Origin of the sequence: Streptomyces minutiscleroticus, assembly GCF_014650875.1 — a bacterium.
Lineage (GTDB): Bacteria > Actinomycetota > Actinomycetes > Streptomycetales > Streptomycetaceae > Streptomyces > Streptomyces minutiscleroticus.
This window is the reverse complement of sequence record NZ_BMVU01000004.1, coordinates 194268-218444: the sequence shown is the minus strand read 5'-3', so window position 1 is coordinate 218444 and position 24177 is coordinate 194268. Positions and strand designations below refer to the sequence as shown.

24 protein-coding genes and 1 pseudogene are annotated in these 24177 nt (G+C 74.2%); 18 read left to right on the top strand and 7 right to left on the bottom strand.

Going from position 1 to position 24177, the window contains the following annotated elements; all coding sequences use genetic code 11:
• Positions 1-70: 70 nt before the first annotated feature.
• Positions 71-1393 carry an MFS transporter gene (locus tag IE271_RS08160; protein WP_190189508.1) on the top strand — a complete coding sequence of 441 codons (1323 nt, stop codon included), beginning with the start codon at positions 71-73 and terminating at the stop codon, positions 1391-1393.
• Between the two features lie 87 nt (positions 1394-1480).
• On the top strand, positions 1481-2464 hold the full coding sequence (locus IE271_RS08155) for a hypothetical protein (protein WP_229919191.1): 984 nt from the start codon (positions 1481-1483) through the stop codon (positions 2462-2464).
• Positions 2465-2510: 46 nt separating this feature from the next.
• Here the strand turns inward: IE271_RS08155 and IE271_RS08150 are convergent, their stop codons facing one another.
• Positions 2511-3707, bottom strand: coding sequence for a flavin-containing monooxygenase (locus IE271_RS08150; RefSeq protein ID WP_190189507.1), 1197 nt, complete (start codon positions 3705-3707; stop codon positions 2511-2513).
• A gap of 147 nt (positions 3708-3854) precedes the next feature.
• Between IE271_RS08150 and IE271_RS08145 the strand changes: the two genes are divergently transcribed.
• Positions 3855-4484: a GNAT family N-acetyltransferase gene (locus IE271_RS08145; RefSeq protein WP_190189506.1), complete on the top strand. Its 630-nt coding sequence runs from the start codon at positions 3855-3857 to the stop codon at positions 4482-4484.
• Positions 4485-4524: 40 nt separating this feature from the next.
• On the opposite strand, the gene IE271_RS08140 is transcribed toward IE271_RS08145, so the two are convergent.
• Positions 4525-5181 carry a pyridoxine/pyridoxamine 5'-phosphate oxidase gene (locus tag IE271_RS08140; RefSeq protein WP_190189505.1) on the bottom strand — a complete coding sequence of 219 codons (657 nt, stop codon included), beginning with the start codon at positions 5179-5181 and terminating at the stop codon, positions 4525-4527.
• A 400-nt stretch (positions 5182-5581) separates the two neighbouring features.
• Positions 5582-6217: a TetR family transcriptional regulator gene (locus IE271_RS08135; protein WP_190189613.1), complete on the bottom strand. Its 636-nt coding sequence runs from the start codon at positions 6215-6217 to the stop codon at positions 5582-5584.
• Between the two features lie 116 nt (positions 6218-6333).
• On the opposite strand from IE271_RS08135, the gene kbpA reads away from it, so the two are divergent.
• A complete protein-coding gene (gene kbpA, locus IE271_RS08130; protein ID WP_190189504.1) occupies positions 6334-7143 on the top strand; it encodes an AfsK-binding protein KbpA in 810 nt (269 codons plus the stop codon).
• Positions 7144-7376: 233 nt separating this feature from the next.
• Positions 7377-9767, top strand: a complete 2391-nt coding sequence (afsK, locus tag IE271_RS08125; RefSeq protein ID WP_190189503.1) for a protein serine/threonine kinase AfsK — start codon at positions 7377-7379, stop codon at positions 9765-9767.
• A gap of 106 nt (positions 9768-9873) precedes the next feature.
• Here the strand turns inward: afsK and IE271_RS08120 are convergent, their stop codons facing one another.
• Positions 9874-10371, bottom strand: coding sequence for a PLD nuclease N-terminal domain-containing protein (locus tag IE271_RS08120; protein WP_190189502.1), 498 nt, complete (start codon positions 10369-10371; stop codon positions 9874-9876).
• An 88-nt stretch (positions 10372-10459) separates the two neighbouring features.
• Between IE271_RS08120 and IE271_RS08115 the strand changes: the two genes are divergently transcribed.
• Both IE271_RS08115 and mqnP read left to right on the top strand, forming a co-directional pair.
• Entirely contained in the window at positions 10460-11911 is a 1452-nt protein-coding gene (locus tag IE271_RS08115; protein ID WP_190189501.1) for a menaquinone biosynthesis decarboxylase, read from the top strand.
• A complete protein-coding gene (gene mqnP, locus IE271_RS08110) occupies positions 11908-12813 on the top strand; it encodes a menaquinone biosynthesis prenyltransferase MqnP (protein ID WP_190189500.1) in 906 nt (301 codons plus the stop codon). The genes IE271_RS08115 and mqnP overlap by 4 nt, the downstream gene beginning before the upstream one ends.
• A gap of 32 nt (positions 12814-12845) precedes the next feature.
• Here the strand turns inward: mqnP and IE271_RS08105 are convergent, their stop codons facing one another.
• Positions 12846-13121: a GntR family transcriptional regulator gene (locus IE271_RS08105; protein ID WP_190189499.1), complete on the bottom strand. Its 276-nt coding sequence runs from the start codon at positions 13119-13121 to the stop codon at positions 12846-12848.
• 153 nt (positions 13122-13274) lie between these two features.
• Between IE271_RS08105 and IE271_RS08100 the strand changes: the two genes are divergently transcribed.
• The 9 genes from IE271_RS08100 (at position 13275) to IE271_RS08060 (ending at position 18944) form a co-directional block, all read left to right on the top strand.
• A complete protein-coding gene (locus IE271_RS08100) occupies positions 13275-13541 on the top strand; it encodes a hypothetical protein (RefSeq protein ID WP_190189498.1) in 267 nt (88 codons plus the stop codon).
• Positions 13538-13822 carry a hypothetical protein gene (locus IE271_RS08095; RefSeq protein WP_190189497.1) on the top strand — a complete coding sequence of 95 codons (285 nt, stop codon included), beginning with the start codon at positions 13538-13540 and terminating at the stop codon, positions 13820-13822. Before IE271_RS08100 ends, IE271_RS08095 begins: the two co-directional genes overlap by 4 nt.
• Before the next feature lie 65 nt (positions 13823-13887).
• On the top strand, positions 13888-14565 hold the full coding sequence (locus tag IE271_RS08090) for a UbiX family flavin prenyltransferase (RefSeq protein ID WP_190189496.1): 678 nt from the start codon (positions 13888-13890) through the stop codon (positions 14563-14565).
• Between the two features lie 94 nt (positions 14566-14659).
• Entirely contained in the window at positions 14660-15115 is a 456-nt protein-coding gene (locus tag IE271_RS08085) for an Lrp/AsnC family transcriptional regulator (protein ID WP_190189495.1), read from the top strand.
• 135 nt (positions 15116-15250) lie between these two features.
• Positions 15251-16414, top strand: a complete 1164-nt coding sequence (gene mqnE, locus IE271_RS08080; RefSeq protein WP_190189494.1) for an aminofutalosine synthase MqnE — start codon at positions 15251-15253, stop codon at positions 16412-16414.
• Positions 16415-16482: 68 nt separating this feature from the next.
• Positions 16483-17133 (top strand): UdgX family uracil-DNA binding protein, encoded by a 651-nt coding sequence (locus tag IE271_RS08075; protein WP_190189493.1) that lies wholly within the window; start codon positions 16483-16485, stop codon positions 17131-17133.
• A gap of 129 nt (positions 17134-17262) precedes the next feature.
• Entirely contained in the window at positions 17263-17787 is a 525-nt protein-coding gene (locus IE271_RS08070) for a GNAT family N-acetyltransferase (protein WP_190189492.1), read from the top strand.
• Between the two features lie 109 nt (positions 17788-17896).
• Positions 17897-18196, top strand: a complete 300-nt coding sequence (locus IE271_RS08065) for a DUF4229 domain-containing protein (protein ID WP_190189612.1) — start codon at positions 17897-17899, stop codon at positions 18194-18196.
• Between the two features lie 103 nt (positions 18197-18299).
• Positions 18300-18944 (top strand): TetR/AcrR family transcriptional regulator, encoded by a 645-nt coding sequence (locus tag IE271_RS08060; RefSeq protein WP_190189491.1) that lies wholly within the window; start codon positions 18300-18302, stop codon positions 18942-18944.
• A gap of 59 nt (positions 18945-19003) precedes the next feature.
• Here the strand turns inward: IE271_RS08060 and IE271_RS08055 are convergent, their stop codons facing one another.
• Positions 19004-19879 carry a MaoC/PaaZ C-terminal domain-containing protein gene (locus IE271_RS08055; protein ID WP_190189490.1) on the bottom strand — a complete coding sequence of 292 codons (876 nt, stop codon included), beginning with the start codon at positions 19877-19879 and terminating at the stop codon, positions 19004-19006.
• Between the two features lie 65 nt (positions 19880-19944).
• Positions 19945-21294 carry a 3-oxoacyl-ACP reductase gene (locus tag IE271_RS08050; RefSeq protein ID WP_190189489.1) on the bottom strand — a complete coding sequence of 450 codons (1350 nt, stop codon included), beginning with the start codon at positions 21292-21294 and terminating at the stop codon, positions 19945-19947.
• Between the two features lie 71 nt (positions 21295-21365).
• Here IE271_RS08050 and IE271_RS08045 point away from each other — a divergent pair, with 71 nt between their 5' ends.
• Positions 21366-22667 (top strand): acetyl-CoA C-acetyltransferase, encoded by a 1302-nt coding sequence (locus IE271_RS08045; protein ID WP_190189488.1) that lies wholly within the window; start codon positions 21366-21368, stop codon positions 22665-22667.
• Between the two features lie 153 nt (positions 22668-22820).
• A pseudogene (locus IE271_RS08040) lies at positions 22821-24024 on the top strand (AMP-dependent synthetase/ligase).
• Positions 24025-24177: the final 153 nt, after the last annotated feature.

The window sequence follows — 24177 nt, the reverse complement described above, 5'->3', positions numbered from 1 at the left end:
GCCCGATCCTAGCGAAGGCTGTCCTTCGGGCCACTCGTTCGCGGTGATCCCGTGAAAGAAGCTCTATGACGTGACGCAGACAACCGATACCGCCGCCACCACCGTCCAGGGGCCCGGGCCGCGCCGGGTCCGCGGGCCGCGCGTGCACCGCGCGTGGTTCGTCGCCGCCGTCACCTTCGTGACGATCATCGGTGCCGCCGCCTTCCGCTCGCTTCCCGGCCTGCTCATCGACCCGCTGCACGAGGAGTTCGACTGGTCGCGCGGCACGATCGGCGCGGCGGTCTCGGTCAACCTCGCGCTGTACGGCCTGACGGCGCCGTTCGCCGCCGCGCTGATGGACCGCTTCGGCATCCGCCGCGTGGTCGCCGTCGCCCTGGCGGTGATCGCGCTCGGCTCCGGCGCCACGGTGTGGATGACGGCGGCCTGGCAACTGCTGCTGTGCTGGGGGCTGCTGGTGGGCCTCGGCTCCGGCTCGATGGCGCTCGCCTTCGCGGCGACCGTCACCAATCGCTGGTTCACCGAGCGGCGCGGCCTGGTGACGGGCATCCTCACCGCCGCGTCCGCCTCCGGACAGCTGATCTTCCTGCCCCTCCTGTCCTGGATCGTCTCGGAGCACGACTGGCGCCCGGCCGCGGTGACGGTCGCGCTCGCGGCCCTCGCGGTCGTCCCCTTCGTCTGGCTGCTGCTGCGGGACCACCCGGCCGACGTGGGTCTGCGACCGTACGGAGCGAAGGAGTTCGTGCCGAGGCCCGAGCCCGTCCCCGGCGCCGCGAGGCGGGCGGTCACCGTCCTGTTCTCGGCGGCCCGCACCGGCCCCTTCTGGCTGCTGGCCGGCACCTTCGCGATCTGCGGCGCGTCCACGAACGGCCTGGTCCAGACGCACTTCGTGCCCGCCGCGCACGACCACGGGATGCCCGTCACGGCGGCCGCCTCGCTGCTCGCTGTGATCGGCGTCTTCGACGTCGTCGGCACGATCGCCTCGGGCTGGTTCACCGACCGCTTCGAGCCGCGCCGCCTGCTCGCGGTCTACTACGCCCTGCGCGGGGTGTCCCTCCTCTTCCTCCCGCTCCTGCTGGCGCCCTCGGTCCACCTCCCGATGCTCTTCTTCATCGTCTTCTACGGCCTGGACTGGGTCGCCACGGTGCCCCCGACGCTCGCCCTGTGCCGTGAGCGGTACGGCGACGACAGCGCCATCGTCTTCGGCTGGGTCCTGGCCTCCCACCAGGTGGGCGCGGCCCTCGTCGCCTTCCTCGGCGGCGTCGCCCGGGACGCGTTCGGCTCGTACGACGTGGTCTGGTACGCCTCGGGCGCCCTGTGCGCGGCGGCGGCGCTGATGGCACTGGTGATCCGGCGCGGGGCCACGCCGGCCGGGGGAGCGGCGGCGGTCGCCTGAGCGGGGCGCCGCCCCGGCCCCGGGCGCCCGGTCCGTCCGGGCGCCCCACCCGCCATGTCCACGTAAGCCGCGCGTATCTTCACCTCCATGGACCGGGGGAGCGGGGCGCGCGGGCGCGCGGGTACGGGCACGGACAAGGGGGCGCCGTGGCCCGGCCGGGAGACCAACGCGGCCGCGGCCCTGGCCGCGGCGCAGCTCCCGGTGGCGGGCGTTCTCCATTGGGTGACGACTTTCGGCGACGACTCGTACGGCGGTGGTGCCATCGGGTTCGGTGTGGCCTGCATGATCATCGTCGCCCCGCCGCTGCTCATGGCCTGGGGGCTGTTCCAGGCGACCGTGCAGACGGCGCCCGCCGCCCTGCTGGCCCGGTACGCCCTCCGGCGGGCGGGCCGCGGCCCGGAGTGGGCCTGGTACCTGGGGTGCTCCGCGCTGGTCGGGGCGGTCTGGGCGGTTCCGGCCGCGTTCGCGTTCCGCGCCGAGGCGTACCCCTTCCTCGCGCTGATCTTCGCCGGGCTCGGCCTGCTGCCCGCCCTGGGCGCGGCGCGCGCCCGCGTGCGGGCACGGAGGTCGGACCGGGTCCCCGGCGTGTGGGGCGTCTGGTGGTGGACGGCCCTCGGCTCGGGCGGCCTCTGCGTGGCGATCCTCCTCGGTACGGCGGCGGCCTACGGGACCGGGCTCCTGGAGGAGTACGAGCCGCCGGAGCCGTCCACCGAACAGCTCACCGGGGACTGGCGGGGCGAGGAGGGCGCCGTGCTGCGGCTGCGCCCCGGCGGCCGGGCCGAGCTGACCCGCGTGCCCGCCGAGCCGGAGGCCGACGACGACCCGACCGACGCGTGGACCCGGGACTTCACGGTGTGCGAGGGCGCCGGCACGTGGCTCCTGGACACCGAGGGCCGCCACGACCCGTACCTCGACGAGGGACCGGAGGAGCGGGACGGCGTGGTCGTCCGCGTCGCGGGCTGCGGCGAGGAGACGTACTGGACCGTCGGCGGCACCGAGGCCGAGCCCGAGCTGTTCGTCCTCTTCGGGGACCCGGACGCGGGGGACCTGCGCATCCTGCGGAGGCGCTGACCGCCGCCCTCCCCGCCCCTCCCGGTGGGCGGCGCGGGGTCTTCCGTCAGTGGGCCCTGCGCGCGCGGCGTCTCGCGTCGCGCGCGACCGCCCGGGCTATCTTCTCGGCGTCGCGGCCCAGTTCGCGGAGCATGCCGCTGATGGGGTCGGTGAAACCGGTGAACCACAGGCCGGGCGCCGTCCTCGGGGTGCGCGCGCCGCGGACCACGGGGCGGCCCCGGCCGTCCAGGACGCCGAGGTGGCCGATGAGGCCCTCCAGACCGCGGCGGTAGCCGGTCGCCGCGACGACGGCCTCGGGGGCGATGCGCTCGCCGCCCGCGAGGACCACCTTGTCGTCCTCGAAGCCCTCGACCGCGCCGACGACCTCGATCCGGCCCTTGCGCACGGCCTTCACGAAGCCCGTGTCCTGCACCGGGATCGCGCCCTGCCGGACGCGCGAGTACAGGCCGGCCGCCGGACGCGGCAGCCCGTGGGCGGTCAGGTCGGGGACGCTGATCCGGCACACCAGCCGGGCGAGCCGGTCCACCACGAAGACCGGCAGCCGGCGGACGAGGACGGCCGAGTACTGGGCCGCCCAGCCGAGCGTGGAGCGGCGCACGATGTGCGGGGGCGTGCGCACGGCGAGGCGTACCCGCGCGGCCCCGCCCTCGGCCAGGTCGAGGGCGATCTCGGTGCCGGTGTTGCCGACGCCGACGACGAGGACGTCGCGGCCGGCGTAGGGGGCGGCGTCGCGGTACGCGGAGGCGTGCAGCAGCTCGCCGGTGTAGGTGTCGCGGCCGGGCCAGTCCGGCAGGAAGGGCGTGTGGTTGCGGCCGGTCGCGACGACCACCGCGCTGCCGGTGAGCTCGCGGCCGCCGGAGGCGTGCAGCAGCCAGCCGCCGTCGTCGGTGCGCTCGACGCGGGAGACCTCGACGCCGGTCACGATCTCCAGCTGGTGGTGCTCGGCGTACTTCTCCAGGTAGCGCACCACGTCGTCGCGGGCGACCCAGCGCCCGAAGGAGCGCGGCATCGGCAGGCCGGGCAGTGCGGAGAGGCGGCGCGTGGTGTGCAGCCGCAGCCGGGCGTAGTGGTTCCGCCAGGAGGCCCCGACCTGCGCGGACCTCTCCAGTACGACGGCCCGCACCCCGCGGGCGCGCAGGGCGTGCGCCACGGCGAGGCCGCCGGGGCCGCCCCCGACGACGTACACGGGGCGGTCCTGCTGGAGCGGCACGCGGTGCGGCGCGGGGGAAGGGGAGTCGGCCATGTGAGCGAGCGTATTCACCCCCTCCCTTGATGGGTATCGGTCAAGACCGGGTTCGGTTGCGAATTGATCACGCGTGACGGAGAAGGGTGGACGCGGGTCCGGGAGGGTGCCGTCCGTGTCCTCGAACCGGCGTTGTTCAATGGCCGGATGACCGATGCGCACGCTTCCTCCGCCACCCTCCCGTACCCCGCCGGGCCGCACGGGCACGGCCTGCGCCTGCGGGCCTGGGACCCGGAGGACGAGACGGACGTCGACGCCTGGCGGCGCGGGCTGACCGACCCCGACTTCCTGCGCTGGAACACCCCGCTCAAGAAGGTCGAGGACGCGGTGACGGCCCGCGCGTCACTGCGCTCCAAGGCCGAGGCGGCCGCGGCCGGCACCACCGTCACCTTCTGCGTCACGGACGCCGGCACCGGCACCGTGCTCGGGCAGATCGGCATCAACGAGATCGACCACGTCATGCGGGTCGCCCGGGTCGGCTACTGGGTGCTGCCCGAGGCGCGCGGCCGGCAGGTCGCCACCCGGGCCCTCGCCCTCGCGGCCCGCTGGGCGTTCGGGGAACTCGGCCTGCACCGCCTGGAACTGGGGCACGCGCTCGGCCACGAGGCCTCGTGCCGCACAGCCGAGCGCTGCGGCTTCCCCTACGAGGGCACGCTGCGGGACGCGATGCCCGAGGAGGGCACGTTCGAGGCCTTCCGCGACGTCCACCTGCACGCCCGGCTCGCGACGGACCCGGAGCCGGAGCTGGTCCTGCCGGACCCGCCGGCCACGGCGTGAGGGCATCCGACCCGGCGCCGGCGCCCGGGACCGCGGCGGCTCACGGCCACAGCAGCCGCTTGCGCCACGTGCCGCCGTCCCGCAGGTAGACGAGGCGCACGTGGCGGCGGCGGGCGTCGCCCTGGAAGAACTCCACCTCGTCCGGCCGCAGGTGGTACAGCGTCCAGGACGGCACGGGCGCGTCGGGCTCGCGCCGCGCCCGCTCCCACGCGGCCTCCGAGGCCCGCGCCAGCTCCGCCGCCGAACCGAGCTCCTCGCTCTGCCGGCCGGTCAGCGCGGCCGCCAGGGCGCCGGTCGAACGGACCGCCAGATCCGCCCGGCCCTCCTCCGCCGGAGCCTTCCCGACCGGTCCGCGCACCCGCACCTGGCGTCCCTGCGCCGGCCAGTAGAAACCGAGGGCCGCGTACGGGCGGTCGGCCAGCTGGCGGCCCTTCCTGCTGGTGGTGTGCGTCGCGAACGACCAGCCGCGCTCGTCGGCGCCGTGCAGCATCACCGTCCGCACGTCGGGCAGGCCGTCGGCGCCCGCCGTCGCCAGCGACATGGTGTGCGGCTCGGTCTGGCCCGCCGCCGCGGCCCGCGCCAGCCACGCGGCGAAGAGCGGCAGCGGCTCGCCGGGGGTGTCGTCCGGGTCGAAGTCCGGCAGGTCGGTGTCCCAGACGCGCAGCGAGCGCAGCAGCTCGTGAAGATCCGTCGGCATGGGGCGAGTATCACCCGCCCGCCGTGCCTCCGCCCCGCCTGCCGCAGCGCTGCCCCGCCGCGGCCCGCCTGCCGCAGCGTCATGGCTCGCCCGCCGTGCCCGGCCGCCGCACCGCCGCACGGTCGTGCCCGCCTCCCGGCACAAAAAAAGTCAGGCGGCCGTCCACCTGAGTGAACTGCCGCCTGACGGACAGGTCGTGTGCCTCGCGGGCGGGCGCGCGCCGCGCCCTCTACTGCTCCCTATGGCCGTGGTGCCTCTCGTTCCGTTCCTTGTCGTTCCATGTCCTGAGTCCCGCGTCCCGGCTCTCCGGCTTCCGGCTCCCCGTTCCCCCGGGTCCTCCGGTTTCCGGCCGGTGCGGATTCGCCGCCAATTCGCCGTCGCCGTACCGCCGTCGCGCGGACTACTTCGTCGGCTTCTTGCCGGTCACGCCCAGGTGCACCAGCAGTGCCAGGCTCGGCCTGACCTCCCCCTGCTTGACGCCCCAGGACTGGTAGCCCTTCTGGTGCGAGGCCGCCGAGGCGAGCATCGTCACGAGGGAGCCCGCCAGCGCCGCGGAGTTGACGTCCTTGTCCACCTTGCCCTTGGACTGCAGCTGGTTGACGGTCTCGGCGAGCGGGCGGTGCACGTGGTTCAGGATCTTCAGACGGATCTTCGCGAACCGCTTGTCGCCCTCGGCGGCGCCCAGGTCGACCACGCGCAGGATCGCGTCGTTGCGGCGCCAGAAGTCGAGGAAGCCGTCGACCAGTTCCTGCGCGGTCTGCCAGCCGGCCCGGCCGGTCCAGGACCGCCCCTCCAGCAGCCGGCCCAGCTCCGCGCCCTCGGCCGCCATGCGGTCCGCGAGCTCCAGGACGGCGCCCTCCACGTCCGGGAAGTACTGGTAGAAGGTCGCCGGCGACGTCCCCGCCTTACGGGCGACATCGATGACCTTGACGTCCCTGTAGGGTGAGGAACCGAGCATCTCGCTGAGGCAGTCCAGCAACTTCTGCCGGGTCTCCTGCCCTCGTCGACCGGCCACGCGGCCGTCGACGGTACGCACCTGTCCTGTCATGCCGTCAGCTTACCGACGGGTGATCTGGGCGCTATTCGGCCGACTGCAAATGGGGTGCGGGCGCACAACGCGCGCCACGGATCGCGGGACGTTAGCTTGACGGCATGGCCGAATCTGCCGATCCCGCCGGTCACGCCGGTCCCACCGTCTCCGGCGGCCCCGCCGTTCCCGACGGTCCCACCGAGGGCGTCCCCTGCTGGACCGACGTCCAGCTCCCCGACGTCGAGGCGGGCAAGCGCTTCTACGGGCGGCTCTTCGGATGGACCTTCGACGGGCCGGGGTCCGGTTCCGAGTCCGGGTCCGGCGCCGGGGCCGACCCCGGCCCCGCCGCCTATACGCCGGCCCACCTCGGCGGAAAGCTCGTCGCCGCCCTCGCGCCCAAGGGCGACGGGCGCATGCCCACCGCCTGGACGGTCTACCTGGCCTGCGCCGACGCCGCCGGGACCGCCCGCCGCATCCGTGAGCTGGGCGGACAGGTGATCACCGACCCCGTACAGGTGGACGGCCTCGGCACGACCGCGCTCGCCGCCGACCCCGAGGGAGCCGTCTTCGCGCTCTGGCAGCCCGGCGCGCACCGGGGTTTCGGACTGCGGCACGCGCCGGGCTCCTTCTGCCGGGCCGAGGTCTACTCGCGTGACCCCGGGACCGTCGCCCCCTTCTACGGCGCACTGCTCGGCGGCCCCGGCGGCGCGGAGGACGGGGACGTAGGCCGCAGCCCCCTCCGGGCGGTCTTCCCCGCCGAGATGCCGCCCCACTTCCTGGTGCACTTCCAGGTTGACGCCCTCGACGAGACGCTCCGCGCGGTGACCTCGCTCGGTGGCCGGATCCAGTCGCCTCTCCTTGACACCGCGTACGGACGGGTGGCCGTCGTCACCGACAATCAAGGGGCGTCCTTCGCGGTGCTGGAACGCTGAGGAACACCGGGGAGTGCCGGGAACGCCGGGGCGGCAGGGCGTCCTCCGCGGTGCGGGAACGCCGAGCGATGGGGTAAATGCCCGGAAATGTACCGGACACCCCGGTCCGTTCCCGAGTTCGCAACCGGTGCCCGGTCCAGGAAGAATCGGGGTGCGTGCCGCCGTAGCGGCGTGAGGGTGAGACGCTGCGCAGTGGCTGGAAGCGCAGCCGCGTACGGGGAGGTGGCAGGCAAGTGGTGGATCAGCTGACGCAGCACGATCCGCGGCGGATCGGACCGTTCGAGGTACTGGGCAGGCTCGGTGCCGGCGGCATGGGGCTGGTCTATCTGGCGCGCTCGGCGTCGGGCCGGCGCGTGGCGATCAAGACCGTCAGGACCGAGCTCGCCGAGGACCAGCTGTTCCGGGTCCGCTTCACGCGGGAGGTCGAGGCGGCCCGCGCCGTCTCCGGCTTCTACACCGCCGCCGTGGTCGACGCCGACCCGCGCGCCGCCGTGCCCTGGCTGGCCACCGCGTACGTCCCGGCGCCCTCCCTCGAGGAGATAGTGACCGAGTGCGGTCCGCTGCCCGCGCAGGCGGTGCGCTGGCTGGCGGCGGGCGTGGCCGAGGCGCTGCAGTCCATCCACGGCGCCGGGCTCGTGCACCGCGACCTGAAGCCGTCCAACGTGCTGGTCGTCGAGGACGGCCCGCGCGTCATCGACTTCGGCATCGCCTCCGGCGTCTCCAACACGCGGCTGACCATGACCAACGTCGCCGTGGGCACGCCCGCGTACATGTCGCCCGAGCAGGCCAAGGACTCCCGCAGCGTGACCGGCGCGAGCGACGTCTTCTCGCTCGGCTCGATGCTCGTGTTCGCCGCCACCGGGCACGCGCCCTTCCACGGGGCCAACCCCGTCGAGACCGTCTTCATGCTGCTGCGCGAGGGCCCGGACCTGGAGGGCCTGCCCGACGAGCTGCGGCCGCTGATCGAGTCCTGCATGCAGATGGACCCCACGGCCCGCCCCAACCCGGCCGACCTCCAGGCCCAGCTCGCCCCGCACCTCTTCGGCTCGGGCTCGGACGACAGCGGCACCGCGTCGGCCTGGCTGCCCGAGCGGGCCGTCGGCCTCATCGAGTCGCGCCGCGGCGGCCGTACGACCGTGCCGCCGTCCGCCGCCCCCGGCCCGCGCCCCGGCAACAGCGGCGGGGGCGGCCCCGCCGTCCCGCCCCCGCCGCCGTACGATCCGCCGGTGCCGCCCCCGCCCTCCGCGCCGCCCGTGCCGGTGCCGTCCGCCGTGGGCGGCGGCCGGTCCGCGGTCCTGCCGGACACCGGACCGGTGCGGCTCGCCGGGGCGCCGGTGCCGATCGGACCGGGCCCGCGCGTGGCCGACGCCCGCGCCGCCGCCGTGAAGGCGCCCCCTCCCGAGGCCGGGCTCGCCGCCTCCTGGACCCGGCCGCGCCCCGGCGTGAACGGCGCCGACGCCGCGGTCCCGGCCCCGCAGGCCGCCCCGGAGGCCCCCTCCGCCTGGCGGCCCTGGCGCTTCCGCATGTCGAACGACGTCTGGGGGACGCCCGCCGTCGACGGCGACCTCGTCTACGTCACCTCCTTCGAGGTGCACGCCCTGGACGTGGCCACGGGCCGGCGCCGCTTCAAGACGCGCGACGTCGCCTGGTCGATGGACGTCGCCGACGGCCGCATCCACGCCTCCGACGGCCCGACCCTGTTCGCGCTGGACGCCCGCGAGGGCACCGACCTGTGGCGGCTGCCGGCCGACGCGTGGGTGTACTCGCTCAAGGCCGAGCGCGGCACCGTCGTCACCGGTACCCGCGGCGGCGGCGTCCAGGCCTGGGAGGCCGCCAACGGCCGCAAGCTCTGGGAGGTCACCGGCGCGCAGACCGACTTCGAGACGCCCGAGGCGGGCCCGGCCCTGCACGACGGGACCGTGTACGTGTGGCAGGACGCCCGGCTGCGCGCCCTGGACGCGCGCACGGGCGACGAGCGCTGGTCGTACCCGATCGGCGACGCGGCCTCCTGCGGCGGCGTGCCGCTGCGGGTCGCCCCGGCCGACGACGGCTACGTGTACGTGTCCGCCGGCACCCGGGTGATCGCCGTCGACGTGGCGAGCGGGCGCGTCCGCTGGCACTTCGAGGCGCCCGCCGTCTTCCTGTGCCCGCCCACGTACGTGCCGGGCCCCGCCGTGACGGGCGGCGGCGTGTACCTCGCCGACTACCTCGGCACGGTGTACGCGCTGGACGCCACCGACGGCCGCGACCGCTGGCGCATCGCCACCGAGTCCCGCGCCTCGGTCGAACCGGTCCTGGTCTCCGCGGGCCACGTCCACGTCGGCAGCGGCAAGGGCCTCTACACCCTGGACGCCGTCACCGGCACGCCGAAGTGGCGCTTCCAGGCGGGCGGCGACATCGTCGGCGCGCCCGCGGTCGCCGAGGGCCGCATCCACTTCGGCTCCACGGACCACCTGCTGTACACGCTGAAGGCCGACGACGGCCGGCTGCGCTGGAAGCTGGCCACCGGCGGCGAGATCACCGGTGCCCCGGTGGTCCGGGACGGCGTGGTGTACGCGTGCAGCAAGGACCGCTGCGTGTACGCGCTGGACGCGGAGAAGGGGACGGGCACGGCGCGGACGTAGCCCCGCGCCGTGCGGCGCACGCCCGTCGCCGCCGGTCCCGCAGGCCCCGAGGGACCGGGCGCGGGTCCGGAGGGCGGGCCGGGCGCCGGGTCCGGCCGCCCGGGCGTCAGGGCGTGCCGTCCTCCGGGCCGCCCTGCTCGCGGCGGCCCTCGCGCTCGCGCCGCTCCAGTTCCTCCTCGCGGCGGCGCAGGTCGGCCTCCCAGTTCCGCAGGACCGTTTCGTCCTTCTTGTCCTCGACCTCGTCCTCGATCTCGGTCCCGTCCCCGGGCTTCGCCCCGGCTCCGGCCCCGGTCCTGTTCCTGTTCTCCTCGGTGAGCGACTTCAGGAACTCGGGGTTGTCGTCGGGGGCGACGTACCGCACGGGCCCGCGGTCCCGGTCGCGGTGCCGCTCCACGAGGGTCGCCTCACCGCGCGGCCCCTTGCGCACCTTGCCCGCCACCAGCCAGGCGATCGGACCGAGCAGCACGGTGCCGAAGAGCAGCACGATGATGATCCAGACCACCTTGGGCAGGTGCCGGACTTCCTTCTCCGGGGTGGTCAGGCAGTCGATGAAGGCGTAGATCCACAAGGCCAGGACCAGCAGGGACGGCAGAAGCCTGAGCATGGTCGAGCGATCCCCCAGGGTGCGGTGTGGGAGCGGCGGACGCCCCCGGTGACGGGGCCAGGGTAGCGGGTGCCCGATACTGGAACGCATGGCTTACGACGATCTTCGCTCCCTGCTCAGGGCACTGGAGCGCGACGGCGACCTCAAGCGCGTCAAGGCCGAGGTGGACCCGTACCTGGAGGTCGGGGAGATCGTCGACCGGGTCCAGAAGGCGGGCGGACCGGCGCTGCTCTTCGAGAACGTGCGCGGTTCGGCGATGCCGCTGGCGATGAACGTCTTCGGCACGGACCGCCGGATGCTCAAGGCCCTCGGCCTGAAGTCCTACGGCGAGATCACCGAGAAGATCGGCGGACTGCTCAGGCCCGAGCTGCCGCACGGGTTCGTCGGGGTGCGCGAGGCGTTCGGCAAGCTCGGCGCGATGACGCACGTCCCGCCGAGGAAGGTCAAGGAGGGCCCCGTCCAGGAGGTCGTCCTGCGCGGCGACGACGTGGACCTGGACATGCTCCCGGCCCTGTTCACCTGGCCGCAGGACGGCGGCTCCTTCTTCAACCTGGGCCTGACCCACACCAAGGACCCCGAGACCGGCATCCGCAACCTCGGCCTCTACCGCCTCCAGCGCCACGACAAGCGCACCATCGGCATGCACTGGCAGATCCACAAGGACAGCCGGAACCACTACCAGGTGGCGGCCCGGCGCGGCGAGCGGCTGCCCGTCGCCATCGCCTTCGGCTGCCCGCCCGCCGTGACGTACGCGGCGACGGCCCCGCTGCCGGGCGACATCGACGAGTACCTCTTCGCCGGGTTCCTCCAGGGCAAGCGGATCGAGATGGTCGACTGCAGGACGGTCCCGCTCCAGGTCCCGGCGCACGCCGAGGTCGTGATCGAGGGGTGGCTGGAGCCGGGCGAGATGCTCCCCGAGGGCCCCTTCGGCGACCACACCGGCTTCTACACCCCGCAGGAGCCCTTCCCGGCGCTGAAGATCGACTGCATCACCATGCGCAAGCGCCCGCTGCTCCAGTCGATCGTCGTCGGCCGCCCGCCGACGGAGGACGGCCCGCTGGGCCGCGCGACGGAGCGTTTCTTCCTCCCGCTCCTCAAGATCATCGTGCCGGACATCGTGGACTACCACCTCCCCGAGGCCGGCGGCTTCCACAACTGCGCGATCGTCTCGATCGACAAGAAGTACCCCAAGCACGCCCAGAAGGTCATGCACGCGATCTGGGGCGCCCACATGATGTCGCTGACCAAGCTCATCGTGGTGGTGGACGCCGACTGCGACGTCCACGACCTGCACGAGGTCGCGTGGCGGGCGCTCGGCAACACCGACTACTCCCGCGACCTCACCGTCGTCGAGGGCCCGGTCGACCATCTCGACCATGCCTCCTACCAGCAGTTCTGGGGTGGAAAGGCGGGCATCGACGCGACCAGGAAGCTGCCCGAGGAGGGCTACACCCGGGACGGCGGCTGGCCCGAGATGGTGCTGTCGGACCCGGAGACGGCGGCGAAGGTCGACCGCCGTTGGAAGGAGTACGGCCTGTGACCAGCGCCTCCGCCGCCATTCCGCAGCAGCCGGGCCGGACGAAGGCGTTCCTTCGCCTGGTCATGATCGAGCACTCGGTCTTCGCGCTGCCCTTCGCGTACATCGCGGCGCTCACCGCCATGTTCCTGGCGGACAAGAACATCCACTGGTGGGAGCTGCTGCTCGTCACCGTCGCCATGGTCGGGCTGCGCACCTTCGCGATGGCCGCGAACCGGATCATCGACCGCGAGATCGACGCGCGCAACCCGCGCACCGCCCACCGCGAGCTGGTCACCGGCGCGATGTCGGTGAAGCACGCCTGGACCGGCGCGCTCGTCGCGCTCGTCGTCTTCCTGGCCGCCGCCGCGCTGCTCAACCCGCTCTGCCTGGCCCTGGCCCCCGTCGCGGTGATACCGATGGTGGTCTATCCGTACGGCAAGCGGTTCACGAACTTCCCGCAGGCCATCCTCGGTCTCGCCCAGGCCATGGGCCCGGTCGGCGGCTGGCTGGCGATCACCGGCGAGTGGTCCTGGGAGGCCGTGATCCTCGGCCTCGCGGTCGGCGTCTGGATCGGCGGCTTCGACCTGATCTACGCCTGCCAGGACGTGGAGACCGACCGCGAGATCGGCGTGAAGTCCGTCCCGGCCCGCTTCGGCATCCCGGCCGCCATTCGGGGCGCCCGCGTCTGCCACGCCGTCACCACGGCGTTGTTCGTCTGGTTCGCGCTGGCCACCGACGCGGGCGTGTTCTTCTGGCTCGGCCTGCTGATCGTCGCGGGCGCCTTCGTCTACGAGCACTCGATCGTCCGCCCGAACGACCTGTCCCGCCTGAACCGCGCCTTCTTCAGCGTCAACGGCTTCATCGGCATAGCGCTGTTCGTGTGCGCGCTGCTGGACCTGCTGGTGCGGGGACTGACCCCGTAATCGGCAGGTGGCGGCGGTACGGCCGCCCGGACTCAGCCCGCGTCGGCCTCGCCGGCGCGGGCTTTCGCGATCAGGGCCGGAGCCTCGGGGGAGACGAAGGAACCCATGCCGATCTCGGTGTAGACCAGACCTTCCTTCTTCAGGCCCACGTTCACCTTGGCCGCCGTCGCGGTGGCGATGCCGAACTCCTCGACGATCTGCTGGACCGAGGGCACGCGTCCGCGGGGCGGGTAGGTGCCGTCCTCGATGCGGTCGCGGATCACGGCGGCCACCTGCCGCCAGCGCGGGATGTCGGGTTCGAACTCCATCACCGTTCCATAGTGTGCCTGGTATGCCACACTAATCGATCTCTAGTTCACCCTAGAATCCTGTAGAAATCCTCTGCTACGTTGGGCGTAAGAGACCCCGGCGACGGCTGCAACCGCCCCGGGGCACGGCACCAGCTTCGAAGGAGCTGACGCATGGCCGACCTTATCCCTCTCGTACTGCCCTGGGTGACCCTTCACCTGGCTTCACTCGGCGTACTGGTGTCCCTGGCGCGGCTCATGCCGCCCGCGCCGAGGGGCAGGCACCGCAGGGCGGACGGACAGCCCCTGCCCGCCCGTCCCCTCGCCTGCCGGCGCCCCGCGCGCGGGCCCGAAGCGCCGCTCGACGGGAGCGCGTCCCGGCTCGCCCGCCCCTACCTGCCCCGCGAGCTCTACGTGGTCCGGGGGACGGAGGCCGCGTGAGCGCGGAGGGGACCGACGGGCCCGGGGTGCTGCGCCCGCTGCCCTGGCGGGAGCCGGACGGCAGGACCGCGTACGTGATCACGGACCCGGGGCGGCCGGGGCCGGTCCCGCGCCGGGCGGACGTGACGGACGCCGTGCACCTGGAGATGGCGTCCGTCCTGCTCGGACACGTCGGGCGGCTGGCGGACGAGGCGGGCCCGGAGGAGCTGCGCCACATGGTCACGGAACTGACCCGCTCCCTCACCGACACCTTGCGGATCGCCTCCCGGGCGCGGCCGTAGGGCGTGAGGGGGCGTCGCCCGAACGCTCCTGGGGCGTCGCCGCGGTGGGCGGATAGGCTCGGGGTGTGAACCCAGGAGGAAACGAGCGCCGGCCTTGGATCGTGGGGGTGTCCGGCGCGTCGGGCACCCCGTACGCCGCCGCCGTGCTGCGCGGTCTGCTCGCCGCGGGCGAGAGCGTCGACCTGGTGGTCAGCCGTGCCTCGCGGCTGACGCTGCTCGACGAGACGGGCATCGGCTTCCGGGACGCGCACTGGCGGGAGGACCTGCGGGCCTGGCTGAGCCGGGGCGCGGACGGCAAGCCCGGCACCTTCGACATCTCCGGCGCGGACCTCGACCGCGTACGGCACTGGTCCGCCGGCGACCTGGCCGCCGGCCCCTCCTCCGGCTCGTACCCGGCCAGGGGCATGCTGATCGTGCCGGCCTCCACGGCGTGCGTGGCCGGGGTGGCCCTCGGCCTGTCGAAGGACCTGCTCCAGCGCGCGGCGGGCGTGACGCTCAAGGAGCGCCGCCCGCTGGTGGTCTCCGTGCGCGAGACGCCGCTGAGCGGGCAGACGCTGAAGCAGCTGGTGGCCCTCGACGAGGCGGGCGCGGTCGTGCTGCCGGCCTCGCCCGCGTTCTACGCCGGGGCGACGCACATCCAGGACCTCGTGGACTTCGTCGCGGGACGGGTCCTCGACGCGGCCGGGGTGCCGCACGGCCTGTACCGCCGCTGGAAGGGGGAGCTGGGGGAGGCCCGCTCCTGAAGGAGCCGACCCCGTGCTCCCGCACCCCCTCTCGTTTTCTTTCTCTCCGTACGCACACTCGCCGCACCTCTGAACAACGAAAGGCCACGGACCTATGGACGCCGTTGACAGGCAGCTCATCCAGGCCCTGCGCGAGAACGGCAGGGCCTCCTACGCCGAGCTGGGCCGCCTCGTGGGCCTGTCGGGCCCCAGCGTCACCGACCGCATCAACCGGCTGGAGGCTGCCGGGGTGATCACCGGCTACCGCGCCACGGTCGACGCAGCCTCCCTCGGCCTCGGTGTCACGGCCCTGATCGGCATCTCGCTCTCGGACGCCGCCGACCACGAGGACGTGGCCCAGCGCCTGAAGGAGCTGAACGAGATCGAGGACTGCTGGTTCATCGCCGGCGACGACTCCTTCATGCTCAAGGTGCGGGCGGGCGACGTGGACGGCCTGGAGCGGACGATCCGGCGCCTGAGCGGCACCAAGGGCGTCTCCCGGACCCGGACCACGATCGTGCTGTCCACCAAGTGGGAGAACCGCGTCGGCGAGCTGCCCGAGGAGCAGTAGGGGAGCGGCACGGGAGCGGCTGGGACGGGTCGCGGGGCGAACCCGCTGGTGGGGGCCCGGCGGGGACCCGGGGGCCCGACGCCTTTCCCGGACGGGGGAGTACCGTGGCGGGGTAGCTGAGCGAGAGGTGGAGGCATGGACGTCGGGCTCAAGCGCGAGCTGGAGCAGAAGGTGCGGGACGGCGAGCGGCTGTCCCGCGAGGACGGCATCGCGCTGTACGAGTCGGACGACCTGGCGTGGCTGGGCGGTCTGGCGCACGAGGTGCGCACGCGGAAGAACGGCGACGTGGTGCACTTCAACGTCAACCGTCACCTCAACATGACGAACGTGTGCACCGCGTCCTGCGCGTACTGCTCGTTCCAGCGCAAGCCGGGCGAGAAGGACGCGTACACGATGCGCATCGAGGAGGCCGTCCGCCTCGCCAAGGCGATGGAGAACGAGAACCTCACCGAGCTGCACATCGTCAACGGCCTGCACCCGAACCTGCCGTGGCGCTACTACCCGCGCTCGCTGTCGGAGCTGAAGAAGGCGCTGCCGAACGTCTCCCTGAAGGCGTTCACGGCCACCGAGATCCACCACTTCGAGACGATCTCCGGGATGTCGGCCTCCGACATCCTGGACGAGCTGATCGAGGCCGGCCTGGAGTCGCTGACCGGCGGCGGCGCCGAGATCTTCGACTGGGAGGTGCGGCAGCACATCGTCGACCACCGCACCCACTGGGAGGACTGGTCGCGCATCCACCGCCTCGCGCACGAGAAGGGTCTGAAGACCCCGTGCACGATGCTGTACGGGCACATCGAGGAGCCGCGCCACCGCGTGGACCACGTCCTGCGGCTGCGCGAGCTGCAGGACGAGACCGGCGGCTTCCAGGTCTTCATCCCGCTGCGCTACCAGCACGACTTCGTGGACATGAAGGACGGCAAGGTCCGCAACAGGCTCCAGGCGCGGACCACCATGGCGACCGGCGCCGAGGCGCTGAAGACCTTCGCGGTCTCCCGCCTGCTGTTCGACAACGTCCCGCACGTCAAGGTCTTCTGGGTCATGCACGGCGTGCAGACCGCCCAGCTGGCCCTCCAGCACGGCGCCGACGACATGGACGGCTCGGTCGTCGAGTACAAGATCACGCACGACGCGGACAACTACGGCACGCCGAACAAGCTGACCCGCGAGGACCTGCTCGACCTGATCCGCGACGCGGGCTTCCGCCCCGTCGAGCGCAACACGCGCTACGAGATCATCCGCGAGTACGACGGCCCGGACCCGGCCCGCCGGGACGCGCCGCAGCCGATGCGCGTCTGACGCGCGGCGCCGTCCGGCGCGGGGCGCGTCCGGCGTGAGGCCGGGGGCCGGGCGGGTACCCGCCCGGCATGGCCACCACGAAGGCACCTGAGGACGCCTACACCGCGGAGCCCTTCGTCCCCTCGCGCGGCGGCCTGGACGCGCTGCGCGAGGCGGCCGCCGGCTGCCGGGGCTGCCCGCTGCACCGCGACGCCACGCAGACCGTGTTCGGCGAGGGCGACGCCGGCGCCCGTCTCCTCCTCGTGGGCGAGCAGCCCGGCGACCAGGAGGACAAGCAGGGCAGGCCGTTCGTCGGCCCCGCGGGCCGGCTGCTGGACCGGGCCCTGGAGGAGGCGGGCGTCGACCCCGCGCAGGCGTACGTCACCAACGCCGTCAAGCACTTCAAGTTCGGCCGGGCCGGTTCCGGCGGGCGCCGCATCCACAAGTCGCCGACCCAGCGCGAGGCGCGCGCCTGCGCGCCCTGGCTGGCCGCCGAGCTGGCCGCGGTCGAGCCCGAGCTGATCGTGGTGCTCGGCGCCACCGCGGGCAAGGCGCTGCTCGGCCCGTCGTTCCGGGTCACCCGGGAGCGCGGAGCGGTCCTGGAGCGGGAGGTCCACGGCCGCCCGGAGCGGGTCGTCGCGACCGTCCACCCCTCGTCGGTCCTGCGGGCCGACGACCGCGAGGCGGCGTACCAGGGGCTGGTCTCGGACCTGAAGGTGGCGGCGCGGGCCCTGGCCTGAGCCGGCGGGCGCCGGGGAAACGGCGGCCGCGTGCGCCGCGGAGGGGCTGTGCGGCCGGTGTGACCTGTGTGACGTCCGTTCCGTGATACACGGTTGAGGCGGGCGAGTCGTAATGGTTAATCTCGCCTCATGGCCCTTACCTTTGTCCTCGACCCCGCCGTGACCCCCGCCCTGCGCGACGGGATCCTCGACCTGTGGGCCGACGTCACCGACGCCGGTGGCGCGGTCGGCTTCGTCCCGCCCGTGACACCGGACGTGATCCGTCCCGAGCTGGTCAAGCACTTCGCCGCGATGGCCGAGGGCCGCACCCGGCTGCTCGTCGGGTACGACGAGGAGGGCGCCGTCGCCGCGACCGCGTTCTACACCTTCAACACCCACCGGCTGATGACGCACTGGGTGTGGCTCTACACGGTGATGGTGCACCCCCGCCACCAGGGCAGGGGGTACGGGCGCGAGCTGCTGGCGGCCGCCGCCGACGGGGCCCGGACCTTCGACGGCATCGAGGCGATACGGCTCACCTGCCGCGGCGGCCTCGGCCTGGAGCACTTCTACGGCTCCTGCGGGTACAAGGAGGTCGGGCGGGTGCCCGGCGCGATCCGCGTCGCCCCCGGGGACGACCGGGACGACATCACGATGCTGCTGCCGCTCGGCTGAACGGCGCACCCTCCCCCGGCGCCCGCAACCCCCCTGCAAGATCGCGCCCTCGGCGTGCTTCACTGGGGAGTGCCCTTTGGCTGTGTTCGAAACGGAAGAGTGGATTGAGATGCTCCGCTACACGCTGATGCGCCTCGGGATCTTCGTGGGCTGCCTCGTGGTCGTCTGGGGCCTGGTCTACTCGGGCGTCGCCCCGCGCGGGCTCGGCGACTCCAACTTCATGTGGATCGTCCTGCTCGCCCTGGTGATCTCCGCGCCCATCAGCTTCGTCGTGCTGCGCAAGGAGCGCGACCGCGCCTCGGAGCAGGTCGTCGCCCGCGTCGACCGCGCCAAGGCCAACCTGGAGCGCAACCGCACGCAGGAGGACGTCGCGGACGACGCCGCGCGCGCCCAGGGCCAGACCTCCTGACGCAGCCCCCTTTCGTCAACTTCCCTCGCCGGGCGGCCCGTTGGCGCCGCGGGCGGTCCGAGTCCGGCGTCCGGCGCGGCGGGCGGATCGTACGCTTGCCCGTATGGGTGCTGTGAAGAACAAGCGGATGCCGCGCGCGGTGCGGGAACAGCAGATGCTCGACGCCGCCGTGCGGACCTTCGGGCAGCGGGGGTACCGGGCCGCGTCCATGGACGAGATCGCCGATCTGGCGGGGGTCTCGAAGCCGCTCGTCTACCTGTACCTGAACTCCAAGGAAGACCTCTTCACCGCCTGCATCCGGCGCGAGGCGCAGGCGCTGACCGCGGCGGTCCGCGCGGGCGCCCACCCGGGCCTGCCCGCCGACCGGCAGCTGTGGGAGGGCCTGCGGGCCTTCTTCACGCACACCGCACAGAACCCGGACGGCTGGGCCGTCCTGCACCTCCAGGCCCGTACGCACGGCGAGCCGTTCGCCGCCGAGGTCAGGACGATGCGCGCGGAGATCGTCGCCTTCGTCACCCAGCTGATCCTGGTCGCCGCCCGCGAGGCGCACCGCGACCCCTCCCCGGCCGAGCGGGAGGTCGCCGGACTGGCCGAGGCCCTGGTCGGGGCCGCCGAGTCGCTCGCCGCCTGGGCCAACGCCACCCCCGGCGTCTCCGCCAAGCAGGCCGCCGCCACGATGATGAACTTCGCCTGGGCCGGCCTCGGCAACCTCATGGAGGGGCGTTCCTGGGCGGCCCCGAAGTCCTAGCCGGGCCCCGGACCGCCGCACCCCGGACCCGGCCCGCCGCCCCGGCGGGCCGCCGCCGCTCACCCCAGCGGGAGCGCCTCGCCCGTGAGGTGGACGCGGTCCTCCCCGCCGTACAGGGCGAACGCCGTCCCCTGCGCCGCGTACGTCACCGCGCCCGGCAGCGGCACCGGCGCCCTGAAGCGGGCCCGCACCCGGACCGCGTCCGGCGTCCCGTGCTCGGCCAGGCAGCGCGCCACCGTCCACATGCCGTGCGCTATGGCCCGGGGGAAGCCGAAGAGGCGGGCGGTCAGCGCGTGCAGGTGGATGGGGTTGCGGTCGCCGGACGCGGCCCCGTACCGCCGCCCGAGGTCCTCGCCGAGCCGCCACTGTGCGACGGCGGGCAGCGGCTTCGCCTCCTCCCCGGAGGGCTCCGTGCCGGAGGGCTCAGGGGAGGGACCGGGGGACGCCTCCTGCCGCCCGGTCCCGTGCCGCGCCAGGTACGTGCTGCGCGACTCCCACACGAGCGCGCCGCCCGAGCGCGCCTCGGTGACCAGGACCGCCTCGGTGCCCCGGCGGTGCGGCACCAGGCCGTCGGCGTACACCGTCAGCTCGTACGCGCCGGTCGCGGTGAGCGTCCGGTGCCGGGTGATCTCGATCGAGGTGTGCACCAGGCCGAGCAGCGGCAGCGGGAAGCCGCGCCCGCTCATGATCCACACGGCCAGCGGGAAGCCGAGGACGTGCGGGTACGTCACGGGCAGCGCGTCGGCGCCGACCCCGAAGCCGCAGATGCGCTCGTAGGCGGCCAGTCTCGCCAGGTCGATGCGGACGCCGGGCAGGACGAGGCGGGTGCGCGGCGCCTCGGCACCGGGCCGCGGGCGCCTGGCGGGGGAGAGGAGGGCGCCCCGCAGCAGCAGCGGGGCGAGGGCGGGCGCGGAGGAGAGGGTGTGCGTGTCCATGAGGTCTCCGGTGGGGTCGCCGGTGGGTCCGGTGGGGGAGCGGGCGCGCGGGGCCGGTGGAGGGCCTACGCCCCGAGGAGGCTCTGTCCGCACACCCGGACGACCTGGCCGTTGACGGCGCCGGAGCCCGGGCTCGCGAACCAGGCCGTCGTCTCGGCGACGTCGACGGGCAGCCCGCCCTGGCCCAGGGAGTTCATCCGCCGCCCCGCCTCGCGGATGAACAGGGGCACCGCGGCCGTCATCCGCGTCTCGATGAAGCCGGGCGCGACCGCGTTGACCGTCACCCCGTGCTCCGCGAGGGCGCGCGGCGCCAGGGAGCGCACCAGGCCCACCACACCCGCCTTGGACGCCGCGTAGTTGGTCTGCCCCGCGTTGCCCGCGAGGCCGGCGATGGAGGCGGTGGCCACGATCCGGCCGCCCCGGCGCAGCGTCCCGGCGGCCAGCAGCTCGTCCGTCGTGCGCAGCACGCTCGCCAGGTTCACGTCCAGCACCGAACTCCACCGCTCGGCGGACATGTTGACCAGCCTGCGGTCCCGGGTGACGCCCGCGTTGTGGACGAGGACGTCGAGCCCGCCGGGCAGCGCGGAGGCGATCACCGCGCCCGCGTCCGGCGCGGTCATGTCGAGCGCCAGCGCCTCGCCGCCCAGCCGCCCGGCCACCCGCTCCAGGTCCTCGCGGGCGGCCGGCACGTCCAGGCACACCACCCGCGCCCCGTCCCGCGCCAGCGTCCCGGCCACCGCCTCGCCGATGCCGCGCGCGGCCCCCGTGACCAGCGCCGTACGGCCCGCGAGCGGACGCGACCAGTCCTCCGGCGCCGTCACCTCGCCGCCGCCGACCCCGATCACCTGGCCGCTGACGTACGCGGACCGGGGCGAGAGCAGGAAGCGCAGCGTCGACTCGGCGGCCGCGGCCGTCACGACGCGCAGCAGCGTGACGGTCCTGCCCCGGCCGATCTCCTTGCCCAGCGAGCGCGTGAACCCTTCGAGGCCCTGCTGGACCGCCGCCTGGTGGTGGTCGGCGGGGTCGGGCGGCGAGCCGAGCACGACGACCCGGCCGCTGTGCGCGACCGACCGCACCACCGGGTGCAGCGCCGCGTGCACCTCGGCGAGCGCGTCGACGTCGGCGACGCCGGTGGCGTCCAGCACCACGGCCGCGGGCCGCCCGGCCCCGGCCTCCCCCCGTACGGCCGCTGCGGGGTGGACCGCCGTCCGCACGGCGAGCCCGGTGCGCGCCAGGACCTCCGCCAGGCCGTCGCCGAGGACCGACGTGCCCGCGGTCAGGTGCAGGACGTCCCCGTCCAGCGAGGGGCGGCCGGGCGACCAGCGGTGCAGCGCGGCCGGCTGCGGCAGCCCCAGCCGGCGGGTCAGGAACCGGCCGGGTGCGGTGGCGGTGAAGCTCAGGTAGCGGTCGGCCATTGTCCAAACTCCCAGCGCGGTCGTAGATTTACTGCGGAGTAAGGTTACTTAAGGGTCAGGAGCAGGTCGAGATGGGTTCCCGGAAAGAGCCGGCGGCGGAGCCGCTCAAGGCCCGGCGTGTCGCAGTGATCGGGGGCGCGCGCATTCCCTTCGCGCGCTCGGACGGTCCGTACGCGACCGCCTCGAACCAGGACATGCTGACCGCCGCCCTGGACGGGCTCGTGGAGCGCTACGGCCTCGAAGACCCGGGCGCGGTCGACGAGTTCGTCGCCGGCGCCGTCCTCAAGCACAGCCGCGACTTCAACCTCGCCCGGGAGACCGTGCTCGGCTCCCGCCTCGACCACCGCACCCCCGCGTACGACGTCCAGCAGGCCTGCGGCACGGGCCTCCAGGCGGTGATCGCGGCCGCCAACAAGATCGCGCTGGGGCAGACCGGCGCGGCGGTCGCGGGCGGCGCCGACACGGCGAGCGACGCCCCGCTCGGCGTCAACGACGACCTGCGGCGCATCCTGCTGGAGGCACGGCGCGCCAGGTCGGCGGGCGCCCGCCTCAAGGCCCTCGCCCGCGTCCGGCCCCGGCACCTGGTGCCCGACATCCCGCGCAACGCCGAGCCGCGCACCGGCCTGTCCATGGGCGAGCACGCCGCGGTGACCGCCCGCGCGTGGGGCGTGACCCGCGAGGCCCAGGACGAGCTGGCCGCCGCCAGCCACCGGCGGCTGGCGGCCGCGTACGAACGGGGCTTCTTCCAGGACCTCGTGGTGCCCTTCCGGGGCCTGGCCCGCGACCAGAACCTGCGCCCCGGCTCGACGGTGGAGAAGCTCGCCGCGCTCGAGCCGGTGTTCGGCCTCGACGGCCCCGGGCCGACGATGACGGCCGGCAACTCCACGCCGCTCACGGACGGCGCGGCGACCGTCCTGCTCGCCTCCGAGGAGTGGGCGGCCGCACGGGGCCTCGAACCGCAGGCGTTCCTCACCCTGTACGAGACGGCCGCGGTGGATTTCGTGAAGGGTGACGTCGCCGGCGGTGAGGACGGGCTCCTCATGGCCCCCGCGCACGCCGTGCCGCGTATGTTGGGGCGCGCCGGGCTCGGCATCGAGGACTTCGACCTCGTCGAGATCCACGAGGCCTTCGCCTCCCAGGTGCTGGCGACCCTCGCGGCCTGGGAGAAGCAGGGCCTCGCGCCGGTGGACCGGTCCCGCCTGAACGTCGCCGGGTCGTCCCTGGCCACCGGTCACCCCTTCGCGGCGACGGGTGCGAGGATCGTGGCGACCCTGGCCAAGCTCCTCGCGGAACGGGACGCTCCCGGCCGGGGCCTGATCTCCGTCTGCGCGGCCGGCGGGCAGGGGGTGACGGCGGTCCTGGAGCGGGTCTGACCGCCGCCTCCGCCGCTCCCGCGCCCACGGGACCCGGGGCCCTGACCCCACGGGGTCCGGACCCGTCCGTCCGCCACGGCAGTCGACGAAGGAGCCGCCCATGTCCGGCCAGCAGCCCCCTCGGCGTCCGCGCCCGCGCTCGTCGAGCCCGAGATACGGCGGCTGGACGGCGTGGTGCGCGAGGCGGCCGTACCGCCGCTGGCCGCCCCGGTGACGCACGGCTCGCTCGCCGACATCCCCTTCGAGAACGCGCGCGCGGCCCCCGACGAGGTGGTGCTGGGCCGCAAGGGGTCCGACGGGCGGTGGACGGACGTGACGGCGGCGGCCTTCGCCGCCGAGGTGCTGGCCGTCGCCAAGGGCCTGATCGCCGAGGGGCTGGCACCGGGCGACCGCCTCGCGATCATGGCGCGTACCCGGTACGAGTGGACGCGGCGCGTCCTCCGACCGCACGGCCCGCGTCGCCCGGAACCACGGCGAGGCCGTCGAGGCCCGCCGGTGCGGCACCGGACCCGGCCCGTCCCGCTCCCCGCGCGCGGCCCGCGCCCTGTACGGCCCCCTCGTCCACCGCCGCATCCGCGCCGCCCTGGGCGGCCGGGTCCGCCACGTCATCTGCGGCGGCTCCCCGCTGGGCCGCCCCCTCGCCGCCTTCTACGCGGGCGCGGGCATCGAGGTCCACGAGGGGTACGGCCTCACCGAGACGACCGCCGCCGTCACCGTCGTCCCGCCGCAGTGGCCCCGGCTCGGCACGGTCGGCCGGCCGCTGCCCGGCACCCGGATCCGCATCGCCGCCGACGGTGAGGTGCTGGTCTTGGGCGGCCAGGTGCTGCGCGGCTACTGGGACCCGGCGGGCGGCGTGGTCCCGCCGGGCGCGGACGGCTGGCTCGCCACGGGCGACCTCGGCGCCCTGGACGACGACGGCTATCTGACGATCACCGGCCGCAAGAAGGAGATCCTCGTCACCTCGGGCGGCAAGAACGTCGCCCCCGCCCCGCTGGAGAGCTGGCTGCGCGCCCACCCGCTCATCTCCCAGTGCCTGGTCGTGGGCGACCGCCGCCCCTACGTCGGCGCGCTGCTCACCCTGGACGCGGAGGGCGTCGCCCACTGGCGCCGGATGCGCGGCGGTAACGTCGCCCCCGCCGGGCCCCCGGCCGGGGACGAGGAGCTGCGCGAGGTCCTGCAACGGGCGGTCGACGAGGCGAACCGGCTGGTCTCCCGCCCGGAGTCCATCCGCCGCTTCGCGATCCTCCCCGTGGACTTCACGGAGGAGGCCGGCCGTCTCACCCCGTCGATGAAACTGCGCCGGGAAGCGATCATGCGCGACTTCGCCCGGGAGATCGAGGGGCTGTACGCGCGGTAGGCGCTGGTAGGCACGCGGCCGTGCGCAGCACGGGAGGGCACGGTCGTACGGATGATCGAAAAGGGAATTCCAACCGATCGTATGGTGTGCGACCGGTGGAATTCGGTCATGATGCCGCGTGAAACGGTCATCGTGCCGCGTGGAACGGCCACG

Coding starts and splice junctions, on each gene's coding strand:
- IE271_RS08155 (WP_229919191.1), top strand. CDS start 1,481: ATGGACCGGGGGAGCGGGGCGCGCGGGCGCGCGGGTACGGGCACGGAC.
- IE271_RS08150 (WP_190189507.1), bottom strand. CDS start 3,707: ATGGCCGACTCCCCTTCCCCCGCGCCGCACCGCGTGCCGCTCCAGCAG.
- IE271_RS08145 (WP_190189506.1), top strand. CDS start 3,855: ATGACCGATGCGCACGCTTCCTCCGCCACCCTCCCGTACCCCGCCGGG.
- IE271_RS08140 (WP_190189505.1), bottom strand. CDS start 5,181: ATGCCGACGGATCTTCACGAGCTGCTGCGCTCGCTGCGCGTCTGGGAC.
- kbpA (WP_190189504.1), top strand. CDS start 6,334: ATGGCCGAATCTGCCGATCCCGCCGGTCACGCCGGTCCCACCGTCTCC.
- IE271_RS08120 (WP_190189502.1), bottom strand. CDS start 10,371: ATGCTCAGGCTTCTGCCGTCCCTGCTGGTCCTGGCCTTGTGGATCTAC.
- IE271_RS08115 (WP_190189501.1), top strand. CDS start 10,460: ATGGCTTACGACGATCTTCGCTCCCTGCTCAGGGCACTGGAGCGCGAC.
- IE271_RS08105 (WP_190189499.1), bottom strand. CDS start 13,121: ATGGAGTTCGAACCCGACATCCCGCGCTGGCGGCAGGTGGCCGCCGTG.
- IE271_RS08100 (WP_190189498.1), top strand. CDS start 13,275: ATGGCCGACCTTATCCCTCTCGTACTGCCCTGGGTGACCCTTCACCTG.
- IE271_RS08085 (WP_190189495.1), top strand. CDS start 14,660: ATGGACGCCGTTGACAGGCAGCTCATCCAGGCCCTGCGCGAGAACGGC.
- mqnE (WP_190189494.1), top strand. CDS start 15,251: ATGGACGTCGGGCTCAAGCGCGAGCTGGAGCAGAAGGTGCGGGACGGC.
- IE271_RS08075 (WP_190189493.1), top strand. CDS start 16,483: ATGGCCACCACGAAGGCACCTGAGGACGCCTACACCGCGGAGCCCTTC.
- IE271_RS08070 (WP_190189492.1), top strand. CDS start 17,263: ATGGCCCTTACCTTTGTCCTCGACCCCGCCGTGACCCCCGCCCTGCGC.
- IE271_RS08065 (WP_190189612.1), top strand. CDS start 17,897: ATGCTCCGCTACACGCTGATGCGCCTCGGGATCTTCGTGGGCTGCCTC.
- IE271_RS08060 (WP_190189491.1), top strand. CDS start 18,300: ATGGGTGCTGTGAAGAACAAGCGGATGCCGCGCGCGGTGCGGGAACAG.
- IE271_RS08055 (WP_190189490.1), bottom strand. CDS start 19,879: ATGGACACGCACACCCTCTCCTCCGCGCCCGCCCTCGCCCCGCTGCTG.
- IE271_RS08050 (WP_190189489.1), bottom strand. CDS start 21,294: ATGGCCGACCGCTACCTGAGCTTCACCGCCACCGCACCCGGCCGGTTC.
- IE271_RS08045 (WP_190189488.1), top strand. CDS start 21,366: ATGGGTTCCCGGAAAGAGCCGGCGGCGGAGCCGCTCAAGGCCCGGCGT.